At 41.0% G+C, this 21,392-nt stretch carries 17 protein-coding genes and 1 tRNA gene; 6 read left to right on the top strand and 12 right to left on the bottom strand.

Going from position 1 to position 21,392, the window contains the following annotated elements; all coding sequences use genetic code 11:
• Positions 1–84: 84 nt before the first annotated feature.
• The 6 genes from GR929_RS05815 to GR929_RS05790 form a co-directional block, all read right to left on the bottom strand.
• Complete coding sequence (locus tag GR929_RS05815; protein ID WP_201300926.1) at positions 85–2,406, bottom strand: GH92 family glycosyl hydrolase; 2,322 nt, start codon at positions 2,404–2,406, stop codon at positions 85–87.
• A gap of 82 nt (positions 2,407–2,488) precedes the next feature.
• Positions 2,489–3,997 (bottom strand): RagB/SusD family nutrient uptake outer membrane protein, encoded by a 1,509-nt coding sequence (locus GR929_RS05810; protein ID WP_159517999.1) that lies wholly within the window; start codon positions 3,995–3,997, stop codon positions 2,489–2,491.
• A 23-nt stretch (positions 3,998–4,020) separates the two neighbouring features.
• Positions 4,021–7,419, bottom strand: coding sequence for a TonB-dependent receptor (locus tag GR929_RS05805; RefSeq protein WP_201300916.1), 3,399 nt, complete (start codon positions 7,417–7,419; stop codon positions 4,021–4,023).
• 191 nt (positions 7,420–7,610) lie between these two features.
• Positions 7,611–8,663 (bottom strand): FecR family protein, encoded by a 1,053-nt coding sequence (locus tag GR929_RS05800; RefSeq protein ID WP_159517998.1) that lies wholly within the window; start codon positions 8,661–8,663, stop codon positions 7,611–7,613.
• Between the two features lie 139 nt (positions 8,664–8,802).
• A complete protein-coding gene (locus GR929_RS05795) occupies positions 8,803–9,387 on the bottom strand; it encodes an RNA polymerase sigma-70 factor (RefSeq protein ID WP_159517997.1) in 585 nt (194 codons plus the stop codon).
• Positions 9,388–9,449: 62 nt separating this feature from the next.
• On the bottom strand, positions 9,450–9,911 hold the full coding sequence (locus tag GR929_RS05790; protein WP_159517996.1) for a DUF4268 domain-containing protein: 462 nt from the start codon (positions 9,909–9,911) through the stop codon (positions 9,450–9,452).
• Positions 9,912–10,027: 116 nt separating this feature from the next.
• Here GR929_RS05790 and GR929_RS05785 point away from each other — a divergent pair, with 116 nt between their 5' ends.
• The 3 genes from GR929_RS05785 to GR929_RS05780 all read left to right on the top strand — a co-directional run bounded on the left by GR929_RS05785 (position 10,028) and on the right by GR929_RS05780 (position 13,326).
• Positions 10,028–10,435, top strand: coding sequence for a hypothetical protein (locus tag GR929_RS05785; RefSeq protein ID WP_159517995.1), 408 nt, complete (start codon positions 10,028–10,030; stop codon positions 10,433–10,435).
• A gap of 155 nt (positions 10,436–10,590) precedes the next feature.
• Entirely contained in the window at positions 10,591–10,971 is a 381-nt protein-coding gene (locus GR929_RS21860; protein WP_235934090.1) for a hypothetical protein, read from the top strand.
• Positions 10,972–11,049: 78 nt separating this feature from the next.
• A complete protein-coding gene (locus tag GR929_RS05780; RefSeq protein WP_159517994.1) occupies positions 11,050–13,326 on the top strand; it encodes a TonB-dependent receptor domain-containing protein in 2,277 nt (758 codons plus the stop codon).
• Between the two features lie 87 nt (positions 13,327–13,413).
• Here GR929_RS05780 and GR929_RS05775 read toward each other — a convergent pair whose 3' ends face one another.
• From GR929_RS05775 to GR929_RS05765, 3 genes are read right to left on the bottom strand one after another with little or no spacing between them, the layout of a single operon-like run.
• Positions 13,414–15,207, bottom strand: a complete 1,794-nt coding sequence (locus tag GR929_RS05775; RefSeq protein ID WP_159517993.1) for an aminopeptidase P family protein — start codon at positions 15,205–15,207, stop codon at positions 13,414–13,416.
• Entirely contained in the window at positions 15,194–15,724 is a 531-nt protein-coding gene (locus GR929_RS05770) for an NUDIX domain-containing protein (RefSeq protein WP_159518236.1), read from the bottom strand. Before GR929_RS05770 ends, GR929_RS05775 begins: the two co-directional genes overlap by 14 nt.
• Entirely contained in the window at positions 15,721–16,638 is a 918-nt protein-coding gene (locus GR929_RS05765) for an alpha/beta hydrolase (RefSeq protein ID WP_159517992.1), read from the bottom strand. Before GR929_RS05765 ends, GR929_RS05770 begins: the two co-directional genes overlap by 4 nt.
• A 110-nt stretch (positions 16,639–16,748) precedes the next feature.
• On the opposite strand from GR929_RS05765, the gene GR929_RS05760 reads away from it, so the two are divergent.
• The gene (locus tag GR929_RS05760) at positions 16,749–17,387 is read left to right on the top strand and encodes a LysE family translocator (protein ID WP_159517991.1); all 639 of its coding nucleotides are present in this window, start codon (positions 16,749–16,751) and stop codon (positions 17,385–17,387) included.
• On the opposite strand, the gene GR929_RS05755 is transcribed toward GR929_RS05760, so the two are convergent.
• Positions 17,368–17,787 carry an acyl-CoA thioesterase gene (locus GR929_RS05755; protein ID WP_159517990.1) on the bottom strand — a complete coding sequence of 140 codons (420 nt, stop codon included), beginning with the start codon at positions 17,785–17,787 and terminating at the stop codon, positions 17,368–17,370. The two genes, GR929_RS05760 and GR929_RS05755, sit on opposite strands and share 20 nt — an antisense overlap.
• A gap of 6 nt (positions 17,788–17,793) precedes the next feature.
• Positions 17,794–18,597, bottom strand: coding sequence for an SDR family oxidoreductase (locus tag GR929_RS05750; protein ID WP_159517989.1), 804 nt, complete (start codon positions 18,595–18,597; stop codon positions 17,794–17,796).
• A gap of 175 nt (positions 18,598–18,772) precedes the next feature.
• Here GR929_RS05750 and GR929_RS05745 point away from each other — a divergent pair.
• Positions 18,773–18,848, top strand: a tRNA-Lys gene (locus GR929_RS05745).
• Positions 18,849–19,130: 282 nt separating this feature from the next.
• Positions 19,131–20,342, top strand: coding sequence for a site-specific integrase (locus tag GR929_RS05740; RefSeq protein ID WP_159517988.1), 1,212 nt, complete (start codon positions 19,131–19,133; stop codon positions 20,340–20,342).
• A gap of 222 nt (positions 20,343–20,564) precedes the next feature.
• On the opposite strand, the gene GR929_RS05735 is transcribed toward GR929_RS05740, so the two are convergent.
• Entirely contained in the window at positions 20,565–20,846 is a 282-nt protein-coding gene (locus GR929_RS05735) for an Arm DNA-binding domain-containing protein (protein ID WP_159517987.1), read from the bottom strand.
• Between the last annotated feature and the right edge of the window lie 546 nt (positions 20,847–21,392).

Genomic DNA, 21,392 nt, shown 5'->3' with positions numbered 1-21,392 from the left:
TTTTTTGTTTTTAATGATTGTTTATATTGGTATCAACCCGGGTAATTTTCGGCCAAAACTCGTCGGCCCACTACCGCGACATTCTTAGTTTTTCCCCCAGGATTTATTGGGTTGATCTCCCATTTCCAGCGTAAGCTTACTTCCCTTCACCAGCTCTTTCTGCAAGATTTGCCAGTTATTCAACGGCGCTCCATTCAGCTTAGCAGATTGGATAAAGCAATTCTCCGGACCATTGTTAATCGTTTCTATTTCGATTGTTTTGCCCGTGTAGTATTTCGGGTTCAGATGAATGATAACCTTGTCGAATAACGGACTTCCCAATTCCAACTGAGGTTCACCCGAACACCCTCCGTCCATCGAAAACAGTCCAAGTTTCATGAGTACAGCCAAGGAGCCCATCAGCCCCTGATCCTCATCTCCATTATAGCCCCGCTGCGGGCTGATTCCTTCGTAGACCGTTTCAACAACTTTACGCGACCAATACTGCGTTAACCAAGGGCTTGCCAGGTAATTGAAGATAAAGGCCGTTTGCATTGAAGGTTGATTACCATAATTGATCGGAACCCGGTTATATTCCGGATGATGCTCCAAATCGTGCGAGGTACCAATGGTAAATCCTTGCTTTTCGGCTATTTGAAACGAGTTATTCAGTTTGTCCACTGTTTGCTCCTCTCCTCCCATCAGTTCTGCCAGGCCTTTCAGATCATGCGGAACAAACCAGGATGACTGCGCGGCGTTCGATTCGTTAAAGCCATGTTCATGCTGATAGGGATCAAATGCGGCATACCACTTTCCATTCACATCTTTTGGACGCATCCAACCACTTGTCGGGTCATAAACATGCCGATAATTCTGCCCTCTTTCCATGAAATAGCGATAGTCATCGTCGTAGCCCAACTTTTTCGCCAGCTGCGCCAGCGTCCAATCCTGATAAGCATATTCCATGGTCAAACTGGCGCCATCCTGGTGAAGACCAAAATCGCCTTCCGGAATCGGATAGGGCACATAACCCTTTTCCATGTAGTATTTCAATCCTCCCCCCAAGTTTGTGTTGTGCTCATAGCCAGCTTTTTCCATAATCCCCCCGGGCAGGTGATCTTTCTTTAAAGCTTGATAAACGACATCCAAACTATCCTTTAGCAATCCTTTCTGTATAGCGCTTACAATGAACGGCGTCGCTGTAGCTCCGGTCATTACGTAGGTGTAATTCCCACCGGACGGACCACGCGGAACCAAACCGCCGTCGTGGTAATATTGCATGAGCGAGTTGGAAAAGTCAACCATCATTTCGGGATACACCAGTCCCCAAAGCATGTTAATTGTCCACTGGGCACCCCAGAATGAATCCGAATTATAATGATTAAATCGAGGCTTTCCATTGTCATCCAAAGGCAACTGACCAATTCTGAACGTTTCACCTGTATTGTCAGGATAAGTACCGTTCACATCGCTGATTGTCCGGCGCCCTTGTAAGGCATGCCACAAATCAGTATAAAATCGCTTTTGTTGCTCCTGGCTTCCACCATTAACCTCAATGCGCCCCAGCATTTTATTCCATTCATTTTTAGAGTCCTGTACAATTCCATCGAAATCCCATTCCGGAATCTCTGCTTGTAAGTTCTCTGCTGCATTATCTGCAGAAGTGTAAGAAATGGCGACTTTCATTAAAAGTTCCTTGCTACCTGAAAGATCCAGACTGACCAGGAAATTTTTAGTTTCCTCATCTTGTACCACAGATCGAACAGGCTCGTTTAACTCAATCTGGAAGAATACGGTACAATCTTTGGGCCGGCGCATCGTCGGAGAGTTTACCGTTTTCCCCTCCAAGGTGTATTGGCCTGTTTGTTTCAACTCGCCATCTTTCATCAGACTTGGCCCCAGCATCCCATTCAAATTAAAAAGCAGTGCTGCTTTTTCCTGGTCTTGAAATGTGTAACGATGAAAACCAACCCGAGTTGATGATGTGAGCTCCGCTTTAATATTGTAACGCTCTAATACCAAGGAATGATAACCGGGAGCTGCCGTTTCATTGTCGTGAGAAAATTTTGATTCGTAATTGTCGAAAATATCCCGGCCTTTTTCGTTTTTTATGACAACGGGCATAACCGATACGCCGGCAAGCTGCCAGGCATGCACGTGGCTAAAGCCTTTAATGGTATCGGTGTTGTAACGATAGCCGCTCCCCCAGGCACCTCCTGTTTGAGTGTCAGGACTTAAATTAACCATTCCGAAAGGACGGCATGCTGAGCTGAAGAAAAACCACCTGGAGTTCGCACTGTCGACGGTAGGCACCACCAGATCAACCGGATTCTCTACCCTTTGGGGTTCATTGGTTGAACAGGAACTACAACTTAGGATGGCTACAAGCGCCAGGAAGAAAATTTTTGATTTCGATAAGTCGGGCATACTCATATCTGCTTATTGGTTAACAGCATGGTTAAAAAAGAATAACAGACCTACAAGGCCTGTTATTCGGTTAATTACTTCGTTAGTACTCCGGATTTTGCCACATCACGCTTGTGTCATCATAGCGATCCATTTCTGCCTGAGGAATAGCAAAGATTGCACGGAAAGCTTGAACGTTATTCGTGTATCTGCCATTTCCTTCATCTGCTTGGTCTAAGAAATTCCTCATCACAGGGATAAAGTCGCCCCAACGCACCAAGTCGAACCAGCGCAAACCTTCAAACATAAATTCTACCCGTCGCTCTTGTTTAATTGCTTCAAGGAAAGATTCTTCTGATGCCGTTTGCGTTTCAGTCAGCTCCGGTAATTTAGCCCGATCACGGACATCGTTGACGTAGCCAATTGCCTCAGAGGTGGGACCATCGGTAGCATTAATCGCCTCAGCATACATCAACAGAACATCGGAGTAGCGAATGATTGGCAAATTATTGGCCCAATCGTCAGCTGCTTGTGGTTGATATGAATGACGGCTAAACTTTGTACACCAGGTATAGCCGGCTGCACCCGTTCCTTCAATTTGGTCGGAGGTGGCAATAGTCTGACGGTAGTCTCCGCTCTCGAAAGCAGCAACCATATCTGTTGATACCTGCATGGCAGCACTTGATCCGCGCAAAGCGTAACCTTCATCTCCGCTGTAACCTTGGGGCATATTGGCTTCGCTAAACCCCTGACCTTCTCCGGTCAGTCCGCCGATATACTGAACCTCCCAAACACGATCTTTTGTAACATCATTGTCGTAAGCATCCGTGAAACAATCTTCGTAGTTTGTCGCCAACGAATAAATACCAGAATTGACAACGGCCTCCAAATAAGGCTTTGCATTGGCTGGTTCATTCATAAACAGATACAAACGGCCCAAAGCTGCATCAATAGCATATTCTGTGATTCGGCCAGCATCTTCAGCACTCCAGCCCTCCGGTAAAAGCGCAATTGCCGCCTTATAATCACTTACTGCCTGAGCAAATGTCTGCTCTTGTGTAGAACGCCCAATTTCATAGGTTTCTGAAATCGTATATTCTGCATCAACAATCAAGGGCACGCCACCAAAAAATTTCCCCAGATTGTCGTAAGCCCAACCGCGCATGGCATAAGCTTCTCCTTTAATATGGTTTTTGGTTGCATCATCATCAAAAGCAACGTCATCAATACGGATTAAGATACTATTACACCGCGTGATGATTACATACATGCTTTCCCACACATTGGCTAACGGAGCATTGCCCGAATTATCGGTAAAAATTGAAGCTCCTCCATCATATAAATTTGTGTTTACCGAGTTCGAATTATCACTGCGGGCAATAAGAAAATGCAGCATCCCTCTATTGTCCCCGTAATTTTTGTCATCGTAAACATCTTGTTGTTTTGCATAAACGGCTGAAATAGCCAGCTGAAAATCAGCTTGCGTGGTATAGAACGCCTGAGTTGTATATAATGACTCCGGATCCGGATTCAGGAAATCGCTGCAACTGGTGATTAACGAACCCGAAATCCCCAGTATAAATAGCCAAATTATTTTTGATATGTTTTTCATCTTTGAATCTAATTAAGGGTTTGTTAGAATTGTAAATTAACACCTAAAGTATATCGACGACTAAGCGGATAGGTGCTGTAATCAACGCCAAGCTGTGTCGTTCCGTTACCATAGCTACTGGTCTCTGGCGTGTAGCCTGGGTAATCGCTGAAAGTATAGACATTATCGACAGAACCGTATATCTTCAATCCATGTATTTTTAGCGTTTTAAGGAGCTTCACGGGCATATTGTAGCTTAGCGTGATATTCTTGATTCTGACATAAGTCGCGCTGTAAACCCGTGAGTTTGTATCATCGGCCCAGTTAAAGAAATTCTGCGTTTTGCCATCCCACGACATATCTACACCATGAGCCTCAGCATATTCTGTCGGAATTGCAGGTTGCAAATATTCCGGTTTGTAGGTTCTGACCCAACGGGCGTACGAGGTGCGTCCGAAGAATCCGGCATCAATATGACGGGCACCCAGGAAATAGATCTCGCCACCTGTTTGTCCCTGCAGCAATACACTCAATTCAAAATTTTTGTAACTAAACCGGTTGGTTAAACCCCATGTCAAATCAGGCAAATTGCTTCCATATGGGATCATATCTTCTGCATTGATGTCACCATCCCCACTGGTATCCACATATTTATAGTTTCCATCTTCTTCACCTGGCAAGATTGGCACCAGAGCGTTTCCGTTTGCATCAAAGTCACTAGGCGACAAAAATCCATCGGTTGGCAAAACATAGAATTGTGAAACCTGACCACCAACCTTTGTAATAAACTGTCCACCGTTGATCGACGAAATGATCTGGGTGGTATTCTCACCCATCTCTAGCACCTCGTTGCTGTTGTGTGACAAATTCAGATTCGTATCCCATTTAAATCTTCCGGCAATATTATGCGACGTAACATCAACTTCCCAACCGGAATTACGGATTTTACCAATATTGGTAAGGGTTGAGGGAAAACCAGTGGTGTAGGGGATTGGAACATCGAACAGCAGGTTCGTTGTGATGTTTCGATAGTAATCAAAGTTAAACTGCACACGGTTATTGAACGCATACAGGTCGAACCCAATATTGGTTGACTTAGTCTCCTCCCACTTCAACTCCGGATTTGCGATGTTCGAAGCGGCAGCACCCAATTGCTTGGTTTCACCATAAGCTGAATAGTAGGTGCCTAGCTGCGACAGATACGCATAATCACCAATCCGGTCGTTACCCGATGTTCCGTACGAAGCACGAAGTTTCAATAAATCAATCCACGCGACGTCTTCCATGAAACTCTCTTCATTGAGTTTCCAACCGGCAGAGAAGGACGGGAATGTACCCCACTTGGATTCGGTACCAAAACGAGACGATCCGTCACGGCGTATACTTGCGGTAAACAGGTATTTTTCCATGTAATTGTAGCTCACACGTCCAAAGAAAGAAGCATTGGTATAGGTTGTTCTTAGTGTGGATGCTGTTACCGGAGTAGAAGCCTGGTTTAATGTGGTAACATCTTCATAAGGCCATCCCGAAGCCTCGAGGTTGGCAATATAATATTCCTGCTTTTCTGAACTCTGTCCTGCCAGTATATTTAACTGGTGCTTTCCAAACTGCTTGTCAAAAGTCAGTGTATTCTGGAACACCTTGTCATCGGTACGCGACGAATAGCTGTTGCCGGTTGACAGGTATCCACTTCTGTTCACTGATGCCGGTTGGAAGTATTCGTAAGTTTCTCCGTCATAGCTTCTGCTATACTGCATCTTATAAGTCAGCGAGGGGATTATTTTCCACTCACCCCACAACGAAGCTTGGATACGTGTCGTTTTTGTATCGTCAGTGGTTTTTTCCAGCTGAGCCAGTGGGTCAATCCAGGTAGCTCCCCAGTCATCAGAGGTTTCCGTAGATACGGGTACTCCTGTGAAATTATTTTCGGCCTTCCTTACAGTCATTCCAGGTGACACCAGGGGAGACATCATCAGCGCATGGTGAGTCGGTGAATCCTTTCCTTGACGATCTCCCAGATTGGCACTACCCAATCTTTGCTTTGAGTCCGAAAACGAAATGTTAGTTCCTACTTTAAACGTTTCGCTGATATTTAAAGCTCCATTCAAGCGGATATTGTAGCGGTCGAAATCAGTGTACTTTATTATCCCTTCCTGATTCATATACCCGAGTGACATGAAAATGCTTCCCATATCCCCGCTTGCAGAAGCAGAAGCTTCATAATTTTGAATTGGAGCTGTCCGCAGTACTTCGCTTTGCCAATCGGTAAAATCGGTTGTCGTATTCCAGAAGTCCGGTATTTGGAAGGAAGAGGGTCTGGAAGACATCGGATCATCCATAGAACCTCCGGCTCGAATATACTGAGCATTTCTCAAATACATCTGGTAAGCAACCCATTCCGGGCCGTTCATCAAATCAAGCTTCTTTTCCGCAGTTTGAAAACCGTAGTAAGCGTCGAAGGTAAGGGTCGGCTTACCGGATCCGGTTTTGGTTTCGATAAGGATAACCCCGTTGGCGCCGCGCGAACCGTAGATTGAAGTTGCTGATGCATCCTTCAATACCTGGATCGTTGCAATGTCTGACGGGTTTACACCATTCATATCATCGCGAGGAACGCCATCAATAATATAAAGAGGACTACTACTTCCGTTGATGGTGTTTACACCACGGATTCTGATGGTGAGGTCCTGCCCCGGAATACCACCACTGGTCGCTTGTGCATTAACACCTGCCAATTGACCTTGAAATGCTTCACTGACGTTTGAAACAGGTCTACTTTCCAAAGCTTCGTTTGTAATTTTAGAAACGGAACTGGTCAAATTCGACTTTTTGACGGTGCCATAACCAATAGCAACAACCTCGTCAATACCAATGGTTTCGTCTTGCAGGACAACATCAACTTTGCTACGTCCGCTCAAGGCTACTTCCTGGCTTTGCATTCCTATAAATGAGAAAACCAAGGTGGCATTTGCTGGAACCTCCGAAATAGAATAGTTACCATTGCCATCAGTTATCGTTCCGGTGGTTGTTCCTTTTTGAAGCACGGTAACACCGGGCAATGGAAAGCCTGTTGGATCAGTCACGACTCCACTAACATCAACCGCTTGCTGCGATAAACGTATATCATTTGAGCCGCTCGCACTCTCAGGTTTTAAAATAATTTGTCTATCTTTAATTGAATACCTGATATTGGTTTCCTGAAAAACGGCATCCAATATTTCATCAATTCTTTTATTGGTTAATACCACATCAATCTTACGATCGACATCAATCAACTCATTACTATATAAGAAAAAGAAATCTGTACTTCGTTCAATTTCTATTAATGCTTCCCTGACGGTGGTATTTCTCATATCCAGACTCAGACGCGTATTTTGCGAATAGGAGTTAATCGCTAGCGCCTGGCTTACCAAAAGGATAACAAAAAGAGCTGTGAGTTTCATAAGCCTTACGATTTTAATGATCTCGGGATAAAATAAACCCGGATCAAACCTTTTACATTTTTTTTCCATAATTTTACAATGGTTTGAGTTTTACAATTTTTAACTAGAAGATTGTTTATTCAAGAGAACCCTAAAGGGGAGATGTAGCCGCATCTTCCCTTTTTTATTTGTGTTACATTGGTATTTTGTTTTTAGTTATACTTTTTTGAGACAATATATTTTGTTTTTATCAATGTTGAATTTGCATTTAAGGCTGAATCTTCTACCTCAAGACTTAGGTTAGTAGCTTCAGTGATATAGTCGAGCACCTGCCGCAATGTTTCATTTTGAAGGGTAATCGTTAACTGATGTTTGGACAGCAAACCATCAGGATCATTCAAAACAATATCAGCATTATACCATCTTTCCAGGCGCTTTACAACCACACCAAGTGGATCATTGCGAAATATCAGTTTACCGTCAATCCAGGAGATTGATTTTTCGACATCCGTTTTTTGCTTTTGGATGGTTCCTGCAACTCTGTTTACGGTTATTTTCTCTTTGGGAGCTAAATGCATGAGTGGTTTTGAATCTTCCGGTTGAAAAGCAACCTTACCTTCTTCCAAAACAACCGAATAAAAATCATCATCAGGAAAAGCGGAAACATTAAAACGAGTCCCGGTAACTTTAACAGTGCCATCAGTTGTTTCAACATAAAAAGGATTTCCCTTGTCGGAAGAAACATGAAAATAGGCTTCTCCAATTAGTTCTACTTTTCGATTTCTTTTGGTGAAACGTGCAGGATATTTCAATATCGTTCCTGCATTTTGCCACACCTCAGTACCATCAGGCAATGTCGTCTTTAACTTCGACCCATATGGTGTTTCCAGCGTAATCATCTCATCGGAATTATTGTAAGCACTATTTTGACTCATCATCCAAACAGATCCGATAAGAAGTGGGATAAATAAAATGGCAGCAACTCGAACCGCATAGTTTGCTAATTTCCGAATCACCCCGCCCTTCTCCTTCGACTGCAAGTTAATTTGATGATGAATTGAGTTTAGCATCTCGTCAAGCTCTGACTTGGGTATCGTATGTTGAAAAGAAGGTGTTCTTTGCCAATATTCAAACAAAAGCCGCTCAATATTCTGTTGGTATTCGCCTTCTTGAAAAAGTTCGACCAATTTAGTCAGCTCTCTTTCATCGCACTTGTTTTCAAGATACTTCCTTATTAAATCTATTATTTCCTTTTTTTGTTCCATTTTTTTCCGTTCAGCAATGCAATTCTGTTTTTTTGCATTGATTTCGATTTCAATCTACAAAAGGTAATACGGAAAAAGGGCCAGTACCCCCCAAAGAAAAATAAACAAATTTTATTTATTCAGACCAAGCGTCTGGCTTTCAACAAAATAAACAAACAAAAAGAAAAAACAGGAAGCTATTCGAATCGATGTTTTTACGAATGTGTTTTAAGGTAAGGTTGATTTGGTTTTCAACAGTTTTGACAGCAATTCCCATCTTTTCAGCAATTTCCTTGTGTCCTAATCCCTCTTCACGACTCATCAGGTAAATCTTTTTTCGTTGCTCCGGGAGTTCTGCAATAAGGTTGGATAAACGATCGTTCAGCTCGTTAAATATCAGCAGTTCATCTGTTTTATTTGATTCTTGACTAAGATGATTCTTCAACTGACTTAAGAAGTCAGCGTCTTTGGTGCGCTCTCGGAATAGATCAACAGTAATATTGTAAGCAATTGAAAACAGAAATGCCTTTAATGAATGTGAGGTATTGAGCTCTTGTTTTTTATTCCAAAGTCTGAGAAATGTTTCTTGTACCACTTCCTTGGCATCTTCCTTGTTTTTCAACATCGAGAATGCAAAGCCATATAACCGCTGACTATACAACCCATAAAGCTCATCAAATGCTCTCACATCACCACGACGGAGTTGTGAGGCTATGTTCTTATTTTTCTGAGTTGCAAAATCCACATTCAAATATTTGAATGTAAAATTATAGAAATAATTTAAAGTACCCTATTCTTTTACCGAGGCTAAAGTTCCTCTTTCAGCACATCCCGAATATCCATAAAGTTGCTTTCAAGCTTGAGCATATTTTCAATAAAAAAGTTGAAAATGTCGGGCCATTGCTTTTGTCGATGAATATCAACACCTTCCATTTCAATGTAGATACGACAAACTTCCTCCCCACTTTCTCTTACATACAGGAAATCCCACTCCAAGCCATTTTCAAATCCGTCCTCCAATAGTGGGCGATACTTTTGAAGTTTTTCATACAAATCCAATCGTTTGTTCTCATTTCGGTGATTCAATTCAATCATTACGCTGGCCGATTGACGGTTGACGTCAAATTTGAGATCTAATCCAGAGATCTTCGTGTCGTACAAAACCCACTTCTTCTTTTTCTCCTGCAGTTCAGGAACCGCCTTACAACGCTTGCCAAAAAGGGTCCAGAATTGCTTTCGTAATTGTTTCGCTTGTTCTTGTGTGTACATCGTTTAAAAATGAACCTCAAAAATACAATGCATGAATGAAAAGCATATTACACTGTTATAAAAAAACTCAATCTTTTTAATTAACATTGCACCGCTTGCTTAAGATATTTATTGGAATGAAGGAACAACTTGAAGAAAACGGCTTCAATTATTATTTTTCCGATGATAAAATGGTATTTTTTATCATCGCTAACGGAGAGGTTAACTACAATGAGTGTATACAAATGATGGACACATTGGTTAACCATCGTTTTTTTTCAAAAAATACCACCTTAATCGCAGACCTTCGAAACGTCGATTATCATCCAGCATATAACGAATTCATGAGCCTTGTTGAACACATGAAATCGTTAAAAGATGATTTAAAAGACTGCAAAATGGCATTGGTATGCTCCCCCGTGTTATTTAGTTTAGGATATCTGGTATGCGAAATAATGAGCATGTTTGATTATAAGATGAAAACTTTTCTAAACCTGGAAAGTGCGGAGGAGTGGATCGATAAAAAACTAAAAGGAGCTCTTTAAGTACTCTTCGAATAATGTTCCGTTTTTAATCGAACAATTATCAACTCCTAATTATTCATTCTGCTCAATTTATCATACATCCTGAACAATTCACACCCTATTTTGTCATTTGAATTGATAGATACTCACAGATCTAACTTGAGTAAAATCAGGCAATGCGAAATAGCTTAACCAGACAAATAATAGCACTCAGTTTGGTCATGACGATAGCTCTCCATCTTTTTACAGATTTGGCTATCCTCATCTCCTTCAAAATCAGTCAAGACTACATTGCTGAGTTTCTTTGTATTGAAAAAGATATACCGGACTCGACCTGCCGAGGTTGTTGCCAGCTTGAGAAGAGATTGAACGAACAAGAAGAGCAAAAACAGGAGCTTCCGGAATCATCAAATCGGAAAAGTGAAATCCAGTTTTTCTCCACAAAAAATGAACTCCCTTCAATTCCGCAACAAGATAGCAGACAACTGATTTCAATGAACCAAGACAACTACAACTTATTAACTAGTTGTCGTATTTTCCATCCTCCAAAATCCTAAGTTTTTTATTCATCCATCACTTTTCTTTAGTTGCTAATCAGCACTAAAAATAATTCTAACTTATTAACATCATGAATAATGAGATTAAAATTTCAATTCGGAAGTTTCATCACCTTTATTGGATTCATATTGAGCAGTTTGATAGTCACACTTGATTTAGAGGCACAAACTCACCAATTTAAACTGATAGACGAGGAAACCAATAGACCAATACCGGACGCCAACTTTTTTTATGGCAATGAACAAGGCATTTCATCTGAATCCGGCGATATAACAATTAATTTTCAACCAACAATTACCTTAACCATATCGCATCTACAATATGGAAAACGATCATTCACGGCCGAAGAACTGGATCAGGCACTCAAGAAACACCAGCTTGCTTTGCAACCTAAAAGTCACAACCTACAACCGGTAACATTTATCAGCATACATCCCAATGCCGGAGAACAAGAGCAAATGACCTTGCAGGTTCAGGACAAACTGGCTCACGACGCTGGGCAAGTACTGGAACAATTCAGTTCAATATCCAGCATCCGGAAAAGCGGTGCTTATGGTTTTGACCCAGTGCTTCGCGGATTCAAATACGACCAAATCAATTTGGTGATTGACGGTTCGCAATGCGCTACAGCTGCCTGTCCGAATCGCATGGATCCGGCGTCGAGCCAAGTGCCTTTAAATATGATTGTTGAAGCCGAAGTAATGAAAGGACCATATAGTTTGCGCTACGGAAACGCGTTTGGCGGAACCATCAACTTTAAAAGTGCCGACCCAAGTTTTACCGACAAAGCCAACCTAAACGGACGCATGGGAACAAGCTTCGAAACCAACGGAGAAATAAGCCGATCAGAAGCATTGTTAGGCATTACATCAAAACATGCCGACATCAAATTGTTTGGTTCGCTATCAACAGGCAATGATTATACCGATGGCGATGGTGTGAAAATACCGGCTAATTTTTATCGTTCAAACATTGGTGGAAAAATTGGACTGAAGCTGAACTCAACACAAACCATGAGTTTGCAGGTGTCAAACAACTATGGAAAAGATGTTGACTTTCCGGCCCTGCCCATGGATTTGCGAAAAGACGACACCTGGCTGATCAATCTGGGGCACAAAGCAGTTTTTTATCGTGGAGCACTATCATCGTGGAGTACAACAATGTATGCAACCAAGGTCGATCATTTGATGGACAATGCTGATAAAGAACTCAATCCGCGGATGGTTGATGCCAACACTTCTGCTAAAACGAACAATGCCGGTGGCCGAACCGAATTGCGTTTCGATTTTGATGATGATTGGTTGTACGCCGGAACCGACATGCGTATTGAAAATGCTGATGGAACACGCAAACGCAACATGCTGATGGGCCCAATGGCAGGAAAAACATTGACGGACAATGTCTGGCAGGATGCCCGAATAAGAAAAAACGGTCTTTTTGCAGAATATCATAGTCAGGGAGACAACTTTCATTTAGTGTTTTCCGGGCGACTGGAGCTGAATCATGCCGAAGCACAAAATCCTGATGCCGGATTTGCTGCCAATTACACAGACATGAGTTCCGACATTGTCAGTCCGGCCTTAAGTATTGGAGGAACAAGAACAGTCACCGATAACTTTTCCATTGGTCTTTGGCTGGGAAGCGCACAGCGAAGTGGAAGCCTGGCCGAACGCTACATCAACTACTTCCCGATCGGACTGGATCCTTACGAAATGATTGGGAATCCTGAATTGAAGCCAGAAACCAATAATCAGGCCGATCTGATTTTCAATTATAAAAGTGATGCAACAGATCTTAATCTGAACTTATTTTCATCGTTCCTCAATAATCATATTTCTTCGGAAATAAGAAAAGATTTGTCACCCAAAATGGCTACGGCTCCCGGAGTTAGACAATTCGTTAATGTCGACAAAGCAAAAATCATGGGGTTCGAAGCCAGTTGGAAACAGATTATCAACAGGAAAATTCAGCAGGTAGCAGAATTGGCATACACGCATGGGCAAAACACCACTTCCGACGAAGCTTTGCCCGAAATACCGCCCATGGAATTTCGCTACCGATTAATTGGCTCGTTCATCAACAAAAAACTGAGAACAGAACTCAATTTCCGGCATGCCTTTGAGCAAAACCGTATTGCGAAAAGCTATGGAGAAACAAAAACTCCAGCATTTAACGTGCTGGATATAAAAGCCTCCTACCTGATTGTGCAAAACCTAAATGTGGCTGCTTCGCTGCAAAATATATTTGATGAAGCCTATTACGAACACTTATCAAGATCAGTTCGCAATGCCGAAAGTCGACCGATCTATTCTCCGGGAAGGAGTTTTTATTTTAGTTTGAGCTATCGCTTTTAAAGAACTTCAAAAGGATAAGATGCCCTGTTATCTTTTAATGATAACACAAAGAAGCCGCTTGCAATTATTGTAAGCGGCTTCTTCTTTTTATGTTATTTTCTGGGTCAGTGTCTTCAAAAATTCTTCGTGTTCTGAATCTAGAAATGGTGATAATGTTTCGTAGACTTTTTGATGATAATTATTAAGCCAGCTTAGTTCATCGGAACTCATGATCTCGCTGTCAATCAACTTTAAATCGATCGGACAAAGAGTAAGTGTTTCAAATCCAAGGAAACGGCCAAATTGATTATCGTCGCGTTCAACACAAACAATCATATTTTCAATTCGGATGCCATATTCTTCTTCACGATACAACCCCGGTTCGTTCGAAAGCACCATTCCTGGCTTAATCGTCTGCTCATTGTACTCCTGTCGAATACTCATAGGTCCTTCATGCACATTCAAAAAATATCCTACACCATGTCCGGTGCCATGTCCGTAATTCAAGCCATTCGCCCACAGATGCTTCCGGGCAAAGGCATCGAGGTTGCTCCCAACCGTTCCGGCGGGGAATTTTGCTTTGCTCAAGCCAATCATTCCTTTCAGTACCAACGTAAAGTCACGCTTTTGTTTTTCATCAGGCTCCGAGAGAGCTACCGTTCTTGTCAAATCTGTTGTTCCTCCCAAATATTGGCCTCCTGAATCAAAGAGCAAAATTCCGTCTTTACCAATTGAAGCAGCTGATTCTTTTGTTACCGAACGATGAACAATTGCTCCATTTTCATTCAATCCAACAATAGGATAAAAACTAATACCTCTAAAATCCTCTTGTTGTGATCGAAAATGCACTAATTGTTCGACGACATCAAACTCAGTAATATCTTCTTTCCCAACAACTTTATTCAGCCAGTGTAAGAATTTAACCATCGCCACCCCATCCTTTTTCATGGTTTCTCGAATATGGATAATTTCGAATGTTGATTTTTGGGACTTCAAGAGTGTCGCGACAGATGTTTGCTCCACCACTTTCAACGATTTTGGAAATGCAATACGGGCAGCTTGATTCGTACGATCAGCATCAATCATGATTGTAAAATCGTTCGTCAGCCCCGACAAAAAGGGATAAAACTGCTCATAGTCACAAACTTCGATCTCCTGCTCAGTCAGCTTATCAACTAGCTTTTCACTTAACTTGCCTTTATTGACGAACAAACAATTTTTACTTTCGGATAAAAAAGCAAAACCAATAAAAACCGGATTATACGAAACATCTTTCCCTCTGAGGTTAAAGGTCCAGGCCAGGTCATCCAAGGCTGTAATTAGTGTTGCATTTGCTCCATTCGCTTTAACAAAGGTTAAAATATCCTTGATTTTATCGGTTCTTTGCTGTCCAGAGTAAAGTAAGTCGTGCTCAAAAACCGGGTCAATTGGTAATTTAGGTCTGTCTTCCCATATTGGTTCAAATAAATCACCGACGTCTTTCAACATGAGCTCATTAGCTAAAAGCGCTTCTTTTAACTTTATATATTGACTCACTGACAAGCAGGTGAAATCAGTTCCCACAACTTCATTTTGAGCCAATACGCTTGCTAACCAATCAGCAGGTTCAGGCGTTTCCGGCATACGCTGTTTCATCAACTCGATGCCAGTCCCTTTCAACTGCTCGGAAGCCTGAAGAAAGTAACGCGAATCAGTCCATAGTGCCGCCTTTTTCATTGTAATAACAACAAGCCCGGCAGAACCTGTAAACCCACTAATAAACTCACGAACTTGCCAGTGTTCGGGCATGTATTCACTTTGATGCGGATCGGTCCCGGAAATATAAACTGCCTGAACATCACTCAGCTTCATTTCAGTCCGCAATTGTTTAATTCGTTCCTTAATTGTTTTAACTTCTTTCATTCAATCTTTTTATAATATTTTTCATTGACAGAGCCGGCAGTTCCTCTAAATCAACCTCAGCCGGATGATAAAATTCAATGGCATAAATATCGTCCATCGGCGCTAAATTCTGAACAGTCTCCAACTCAACCATAAAGGCCAGATCAAGCGTGAAAACTTCCAATCCTGAAAACGGATAGATATTTGGGAATGAACAATAGTACTCCATTTTGTTGACCTTCACTCCCAATTCTTCCTGAAGTTCCCGGGCAAGAGATTCTTCTGCTGTCTCCATCGGATCTACAAATCCGCCAGGCAGATCAAGCATACCTTTGTGTGGCTCGATGGCCCTTCGTGTAAACATCATTCGACCCGCTTCATCAAAAATAATTGCAGCAACTGCCGATGAGGTATTGAAGAACACGTGAAAGCCACAACCAGAACATTTTTTCGATCTTTCGCCCGACTGTTGAAACTGCGCAGAACCACAACTTGGACAATACTGATAACGCTGATTTGGATGCTTTGCCTCTATCATTCAGTTACAATTTTCATCGCCTTTAGCCAATCAACAAATAAATCAGGCCAATTATCTACAGGGATTTCTCTTTCGCTTCTCATTCCAAATCCATGCCCTCCCTTGGCAAATATGTGTAATTCCGCAGGAACATTATTTTCTTTTAACGCACGGTAAAACGAAATCGAATTTTCAGGAATCACCCCTCTGTCATCATCGGCTAAAACAAAGAAAACGGGTGGAGTGTTTTCGGTCACCCACAATTCATTCGAAAATTCTTTAGCAATCTTCCAGTCGTTTGTTTCTCCAATCAAATTCCTTCGCGATCCCATGTGCCCAACACTTTCCTTAAAGCTGATTACCGGGTACAGTAATAACATAAAATCTGGTCGGGAACTAATTTTACCCATCAGATCGTCAGCCTCTGGATTTCCGAGATCGAAATGAGTACCGGCTGTTGATGCCAAATGACCACCTGCCGAAGCGCCAGCAATTCCGATCTTTTGAGGGTCAACTCCCCACTCCAACGCTTTTGAGCGTGTAAAACGAATTGCCTGCAACGCATCAGTCAAAGGAATCTCGGAGTTCCCATAGGGTAAGCGATATTTTAAAACAATTCCTGTGATTCCATGCTCTTTTAAGTATTGAGCAATCCGGAATCCTTCATGGTCAATGGCCTCAACATGATATCCACCACCGGGGCAAATAATTACTGCGGCACCTGTATTTTTATCCTCTTCGGGCTGATAAACAAATAACTCGGCTTCAGATATATTTTCATACCGGAAAGTCCCTCGTTGTTTATAATACTCTTCATCACCCGGAGGGGTGTTTTTATTTGGTGCCCCAGCAGGCCATAATTTTAACTGAAAATCCTGTGACATTCCTTGCAATGATAGTGCGATTAATAAAATAATAAGGTTGATGCTTTTCATTTTTACTACGTATTTTTTATTGTTTAAGTAAAAATACAAATAAATTACCAACAAAGAATTTTAGAATAAAATCGTTGAAAAGTAACTTCTCAATTAATTACTTTTGCAACATGTTTTTCGAATTATTTATAAAAGGACTAATGATCGGATTGGGAGTGTCAATACCGCTTGGCCCAATCGGTGTGCTTATTATTCAACGCACGGTTAACAAAAACAGGATTGCCGGATTTGTTTCGGGAATGGGAGCAGCTACGTCTGATGCAATTTATGCCATAATTGCCGGATTTAGCCTGACCTGGCTTATCAATTTTATCAAGCAATATCAGCTTACTTTTCAAACACTTGGAGCAATCATTGTTTTATTGCTGGGGGTACACATTTTTCTCAAAAATCCGGTAAAGGATATTCGGAAATTCAGGAAAAAAGGCTCCTCTTATTTTCAAGATTTTGGTTCAACTTTTCTAATTACTTTTCCAAATCCGCTCGTCATTTTTGTTTTTCTTGCTGTTTTTGCAAGTACAGGAATTGTATTGAACATGGAAAGACCTTATCAGGCTTTTTTTGTTGTGTTTGGAGTTTTTGCAGGAGCATGTAGTTGGTGGATCATTCTCACCAGCTTAGTTAGCATGTTTCGTCACCGTTTTAATTTAAGGTTACTTTGGTGGTTCAATAAAGTGGCCGGAGTGCTAATCTGGATTTTTGTAATAATTAGTTTTACTTATTCCCTTCTCAATCACGTTTCGATTTAAAATAAGGAGTCATTACATTCAGAAAATCATCCGGGATTCGACACGGTTTGTTTGTTTTCCCATTAAAAAAAACCAGTACAACCTCCCCTTTGTTAATCAATTCATTTCTCTGATTGTAAATTTCGGTTTTAATCGGGAATTTAACGCTGGGCAATTCCTCTACGATGGTTTTAATCGTCAATAAATCATCATAATAAGCTGACCTAAGGTAGCTCACATTTAAACTTCGGGCTGGAAGCAGAATGTTTGCGTCTTCAATCTCCTTATAAGATATCCCAAGGCTGCGGATCATTTCTGTACGCCCAATTTCGTAATACCGGGGATAGACGCCATAATATACGACGCCCATTTTATCGGTGTCTTCGTAATATACGCGTACCTGAGTTTCGTGAATAAGCATTCGCTTCTATTTTAGTGGAGAGTTTGGTTCCTTTTTCATATGATTATAGGTTAGCTTATCAAGCAATCCAGGCCAGAATTTTCCTAAGAAAACCGTAAACTTACCTTCGATGAATGTTAAGATAAGTTCTCGCTTACGCTTCTTTACAGCCTTTGCTATCTTGCTGGCACATTCTTCAGCTGTCATCATTTTACTTTCGTTCCGAGGTGTTTTCCCCTGCGAACTTCCATCTTGAGTAAGTGCTGATTCGCGAACTTCAGAAGCTGTAAATCCGGGCGCAGCAACCAACACATGCAGGCCATTCTTCAGGTTCTCGATTCGTAATGCATCTAAAAACCCCCGGATGGCATATTTGGAAGCAGAATAACCGGTTCTGGCAGGCAAGCCAACATAACCGGCAATAGAAATAACGCCGACAACAGATCCTTTGGTTTTTAGCAGATATGGGAGCGCACTTTTCGTACAATAAACGGTTCCCCAGAAATTAACATCCATCAGCTTTTTAATCACATCAACCTCCAAATCAGAAAATAATGCCCGCATCGAGATTCCTGCATTATTAATAAGCACATCAATTTTACCAAAATGCTCAATGGTCTGATCAATGATCTTCTGGCAATCAAGCTCATTACTGACATCAGCTTGCACGGTTAATATTTGAGAATCGGTTAATTCCTCTTTAATTTGTTGCAGTCTCTCTATTCGTCGGGCAGCAAGCACCAAAACCGCTCCGCGCGATGCAAACTCATACGCCAGGGCTTTGCCAATTCCTGAGGAAGCTCCCGTTATTATGACAACTTTATCTTTCATTATCTTGAAAAATCAATTTCAGGCAAAAATAGCTTTTTTTTGTCCACGACACCAAAGCCACCTGACATTGAAAAAAAGTTGATAGAAATAGAGATATTTCTAAAATAAAATTTGCAATTAAAATCTTAGTTTTTACCTTTGCACCGCCTTTAAACAAAAAGGCAACATACAGGATGACTCAGTAGCTCAGCTGGTAGAGCACATCCCTTTTAAGGATGGGGTCCTGGGTTCGAACCCCAGCTGAGTCACCAATTAAGAAGTCAAAAAGACTTAAAAGCGCTTAAATCATAGGTTTAGGCGCTTTTTTATTTTGCGGCAGACACCAAAATATGCACCAAATCGCAAAATAAACGAGACCATATCGAGACCTATCTGAAGAAACTGCCAAAAGGTCTCGGCAATCGACGTAGTTTTCAGATAATCAATTCATTTTGAAATATTTTGTTTCGTTTTGATGCTTGTAAATGTGACTCTAAGGGGTTAGTTTTAAGCATGGAAACGAGACCATTTTTTAACCAAAAATGAGTTGAGTTATGAGAGTTACCGTAAACTTCTCTTTAAAGAGATCAAAATCCCGCGCTGACGGGAAATGTCCGGTTTACGTCCGGTGTACCATGGACGGCCAACGCTTCGAATTATCTACAGGTCTTTTTATTATTCCTGATTTTTGGGATGACAAAGTACAGCAGATAAAAGGTAAAAATGAGGAAAGCAAGACCCTAAACAAGCGATTGGATAAACTAGCGACGAAGATCCAAGATGCTTTTAATGTGCTGGATTCAACCATGGACGAATTTACTATTATAGATTTGAAAGATAAGGTACTCGGGCGTCGAAAATCTACCGGATTGATGGATATTTTCAATTACACGGTCAGGGATGTTGAATCCAAGGTCGGAGTGGATTATTCAAAGGGTACATACAGTCATTACAAAACTACGCGGGATAGGCTTGGTGAATTTGTATTACAGAAATTTAAAAGAAGTGAGATACCTGTATCGATGGTAAATTTGGATTTTATTTATTCTCTTGATACTTATTTGAAGATAAAATATGACTTAAAGCCGAATTCAGTTCTCACCTACCATAAACACTTGAATAAAGCATTGAAAAATCCGTTGGCTTTAAAATCTAATATCGAAAATCCTTATGAGATATTTACTCCTACCAGAAATAAAACAAATCGGGATTACTTAACACTCAGGGAGGTTGAAACACTTAGGAAAAAGCCATTAAAGACATTTCGATTAAGCCTTGTTCGAGATATTTTTGTTTTTGCCTGCTATACTGGATTGGCGTACGCCGAATTGGAGGGACTAAGTTTTGATAATATATATCAAGGTGACGATGGTAATGATTGGATTATTGATGATAGGTCTAAAACTGAAAACCGATTTAGAGTTCCATTGTTACCGGAAGCAAAACAAATATTGAAGAAATATGAATATTACTCCGAGAATAACACAGAGAGAAAACTTCTTCCAATTCGCTCAAACCAGAAAATGAACGAATACCTAAAAGAATTGGCTGACATTTGCGGAATAACAAAAAATCTGTCCATGCATGTAGCCAGGCATACTTTTGCAACTTCTGTTACATTGGCTAATGGAGTACCAATTGAAACAGTTTCAAAAATGCTGGGTCACACGTCTATCAAAACCACCCAGATTTACGCTAGGATTGTGGATTCGAAGATTAGTAAGGATATGGAAAAGATTATTGACATTCTTCAAAAAGACGCATGAAGATTGTATTTAAGGTGTAAATTGTATTTTAAAAGATTCGTATTTACAGGCTCTACGGCTAACTAATAAAACAGCGAATTTGAATTTACAAATTCGTGATACTGACACTTATTTGGTTTCATTGTTATTAAAGAATGATAAACAAGCTTATAAGACGCTGTTCGAAAAATATCGGACAAGGGCTTTCTGAGTAGATGCTATTCCCTGGAAGACATTTATTACTTAGGTAGCGGTTGGCTTTTCGTTTAGTCCGGTTAACCTTGAAAAATGGCCGTTAACAGATAGGCTGATTTTGTCCAAAGCCCGGTTAACATGGATGGCCTGTTTGCTTTTTCCTGATGTACGGTTAGCATTGGTATCCCAAAGGGATACTGGAACGGTTAATTTGGCACTGAACTGTGCCATTGTTTTTCCGATGGTAATTCTCCCCATGACAGGATAAGTCTCGTCCTGTTTTGTTTCGCTCTTTTTGATGTAAATGAGGAGTTCTAATTCTTGATTCATACCCTATTACTTTAATTGATAAAATTATTTCTAATAGGGCTGGGGCTATTTGAACAAATGTAAGCATAAGACATACAGTGTATTAATATTACAAACAAGGCTAGTTGGAAGCAAAATACAAACGACTTATCAGGCTTGGTGTCAATTGCTTTTTTTGCAGCCTTTTGCGTTTTAAAAAAAGGTAACGGAAAAGTAACTGAACTATCTCTTAACCTGCTTTTTTCTGCCTTTTGGGCGCTAAGCCACTAAAAGACAGAAAAAGACACAAATCATTGTACTAATGTGAATTACGCTTGTTTCTTTTGAATTACCTTTTGGATTCGGTGTTTTGCCACTACCGTTACACTGACTAATGGTGTTCCGATTGAGACCGTCTCAGAAATGTTGGGGTATACCTCGATAAAAACAACACAAATTTATGCTAGGATTGTGGATGCAAAAATCTCTAATGATATGAAGAAGCTTAAAGCCTCGTAATGGATATTTTCAGTGGATGCAAGTTTGCCCCTCTAAAATGTATTTAGCATATTTTTATTGTGTGCTTAA

The sequence above is a fragment of the Sunxiuqinia indica genome, assembly GCF_009847015.1.
Classification (GTDB): Bacteria; Bacteroidota; Bacteroidia; order Bacteroidales; family Prolixibacteraceae; genus Sunxiuqinia; species Sunxiuqinia indica.
The sequence above is the reverse complement of the archived record's forward strand: the minus strand, read 5'-3'. Positions and strand labels throughout refer to the sequence as shown.

Bases quoted from the DNA above. Each gene is read 5' to 3' on its own strand.
- GR929_RS05815 (WP_201300926.1), bottom strand. From the start codon at position 2,406: ATGCCCGACTTATCGAAATCAAAAATTTTCTTCCTGGCGCTTGTAGCC.
- GR929_RS05810 (WP_159517999.1), bottom strand. From the start codon at position 3,997: ATGAAAAACATATCAAAAATAATTTGGCTATTTATACTGGGGATTTCG.
- GR929_RS05805 (WP_201300916.1), bottom strand. From the start codon at position 7,419: ATGAAACTCACAGCTCTTTTTGTTATCCTTTTGGTAAGCCAGGCGCTA.
- GR929_RS05800 (WP_159517998.1), bottom strand. From the start codon at position 8,663: ATGGAACAAAAAAAGGAAATAATAGATTTAATAAGGAAGTATCTTGAA.
- GR929_RS05790 (WP_159517996.1), bottom strand. From the start codon at position 9,911: ATGTACACACAAGAACAAGCGAAACAATTACGAAAGCAATTCTGGACC.
- GR929_RS05785 (WP_159517995.1), top strand. From the start codon at position 10,028: ATGAAGGAACAACTTGAAGAAAACGGCTTCAATTATTATTTTTCCGAT.
- GR929_RS21860 (WP_235934090.1), top strand. From the start codon at position 10,591: ATGCGAAATAGCTTAACCAGACAAATAATAGCACTCAGTTTGGTCATG.
- GR929_RS05780 (WP_159517994.1), top strand. From the start codon at position 11,050: ATGAGATTAAAATTTCAATTCGGAAGTTTCATCACCTTTATTGGATTC.
- GR929_RS05775 (WP_159517993.1), bottom strand. From the start codon at position 15,207: ATGAAAGAAGTTAAAACAATTAAGGAACGAATTAAACAATTGCGGACT.
- GR929_RS05770 (WP_159518236.1), bottom strand. From the start codon at position 15,724: ATGATAGAGGCAAAGCATCCAAATCAGCGTTATCAGTATTGTCCAAGT.
- GR929_RS05765 (WP_159517992.1), bottom strand. From the start codon at position 16,638: ATGAAAAGCATCAACCTTATTATTTTATTAATCGCACTATCATTGCAA.
- GR929_RS05760 (WP_159517991.1), top strand. From the start codon at position 16,749: ATGTTTTTCGAATTATTTATAAAAGGACTAATGATCGGATTGGGAGTG.
- GR929_RS05755 (WP_159517990.1), bottom strand. From the start codon at position 17,787: ATGCTTATTCACGAAACTCAGGTACGCGTATATTACGAAGACACCGAT.
- GR929_RS05750 (WP_159517989.1), bottom strand. From the start codon at position 18,597: ATGAAAGATAAAGTTGTCATAATAACGGGAGCTTCCTCAGGAATTGGC.
- GR929_RS05740 (WP_159517988.1), top strand. From the start codon at position 19,131: ATGAGAGTTACCGTAAACTTCTCTTTAAAGAGATCAAAATCCCGCGCT.
- GR929_RS05735 (WP_159517987.1), bottom strand. From the start codon at position 20,846: ATGAATCAAGAATTAGAACTCCTCATTTACATCAAAAAGAGCGAAACA.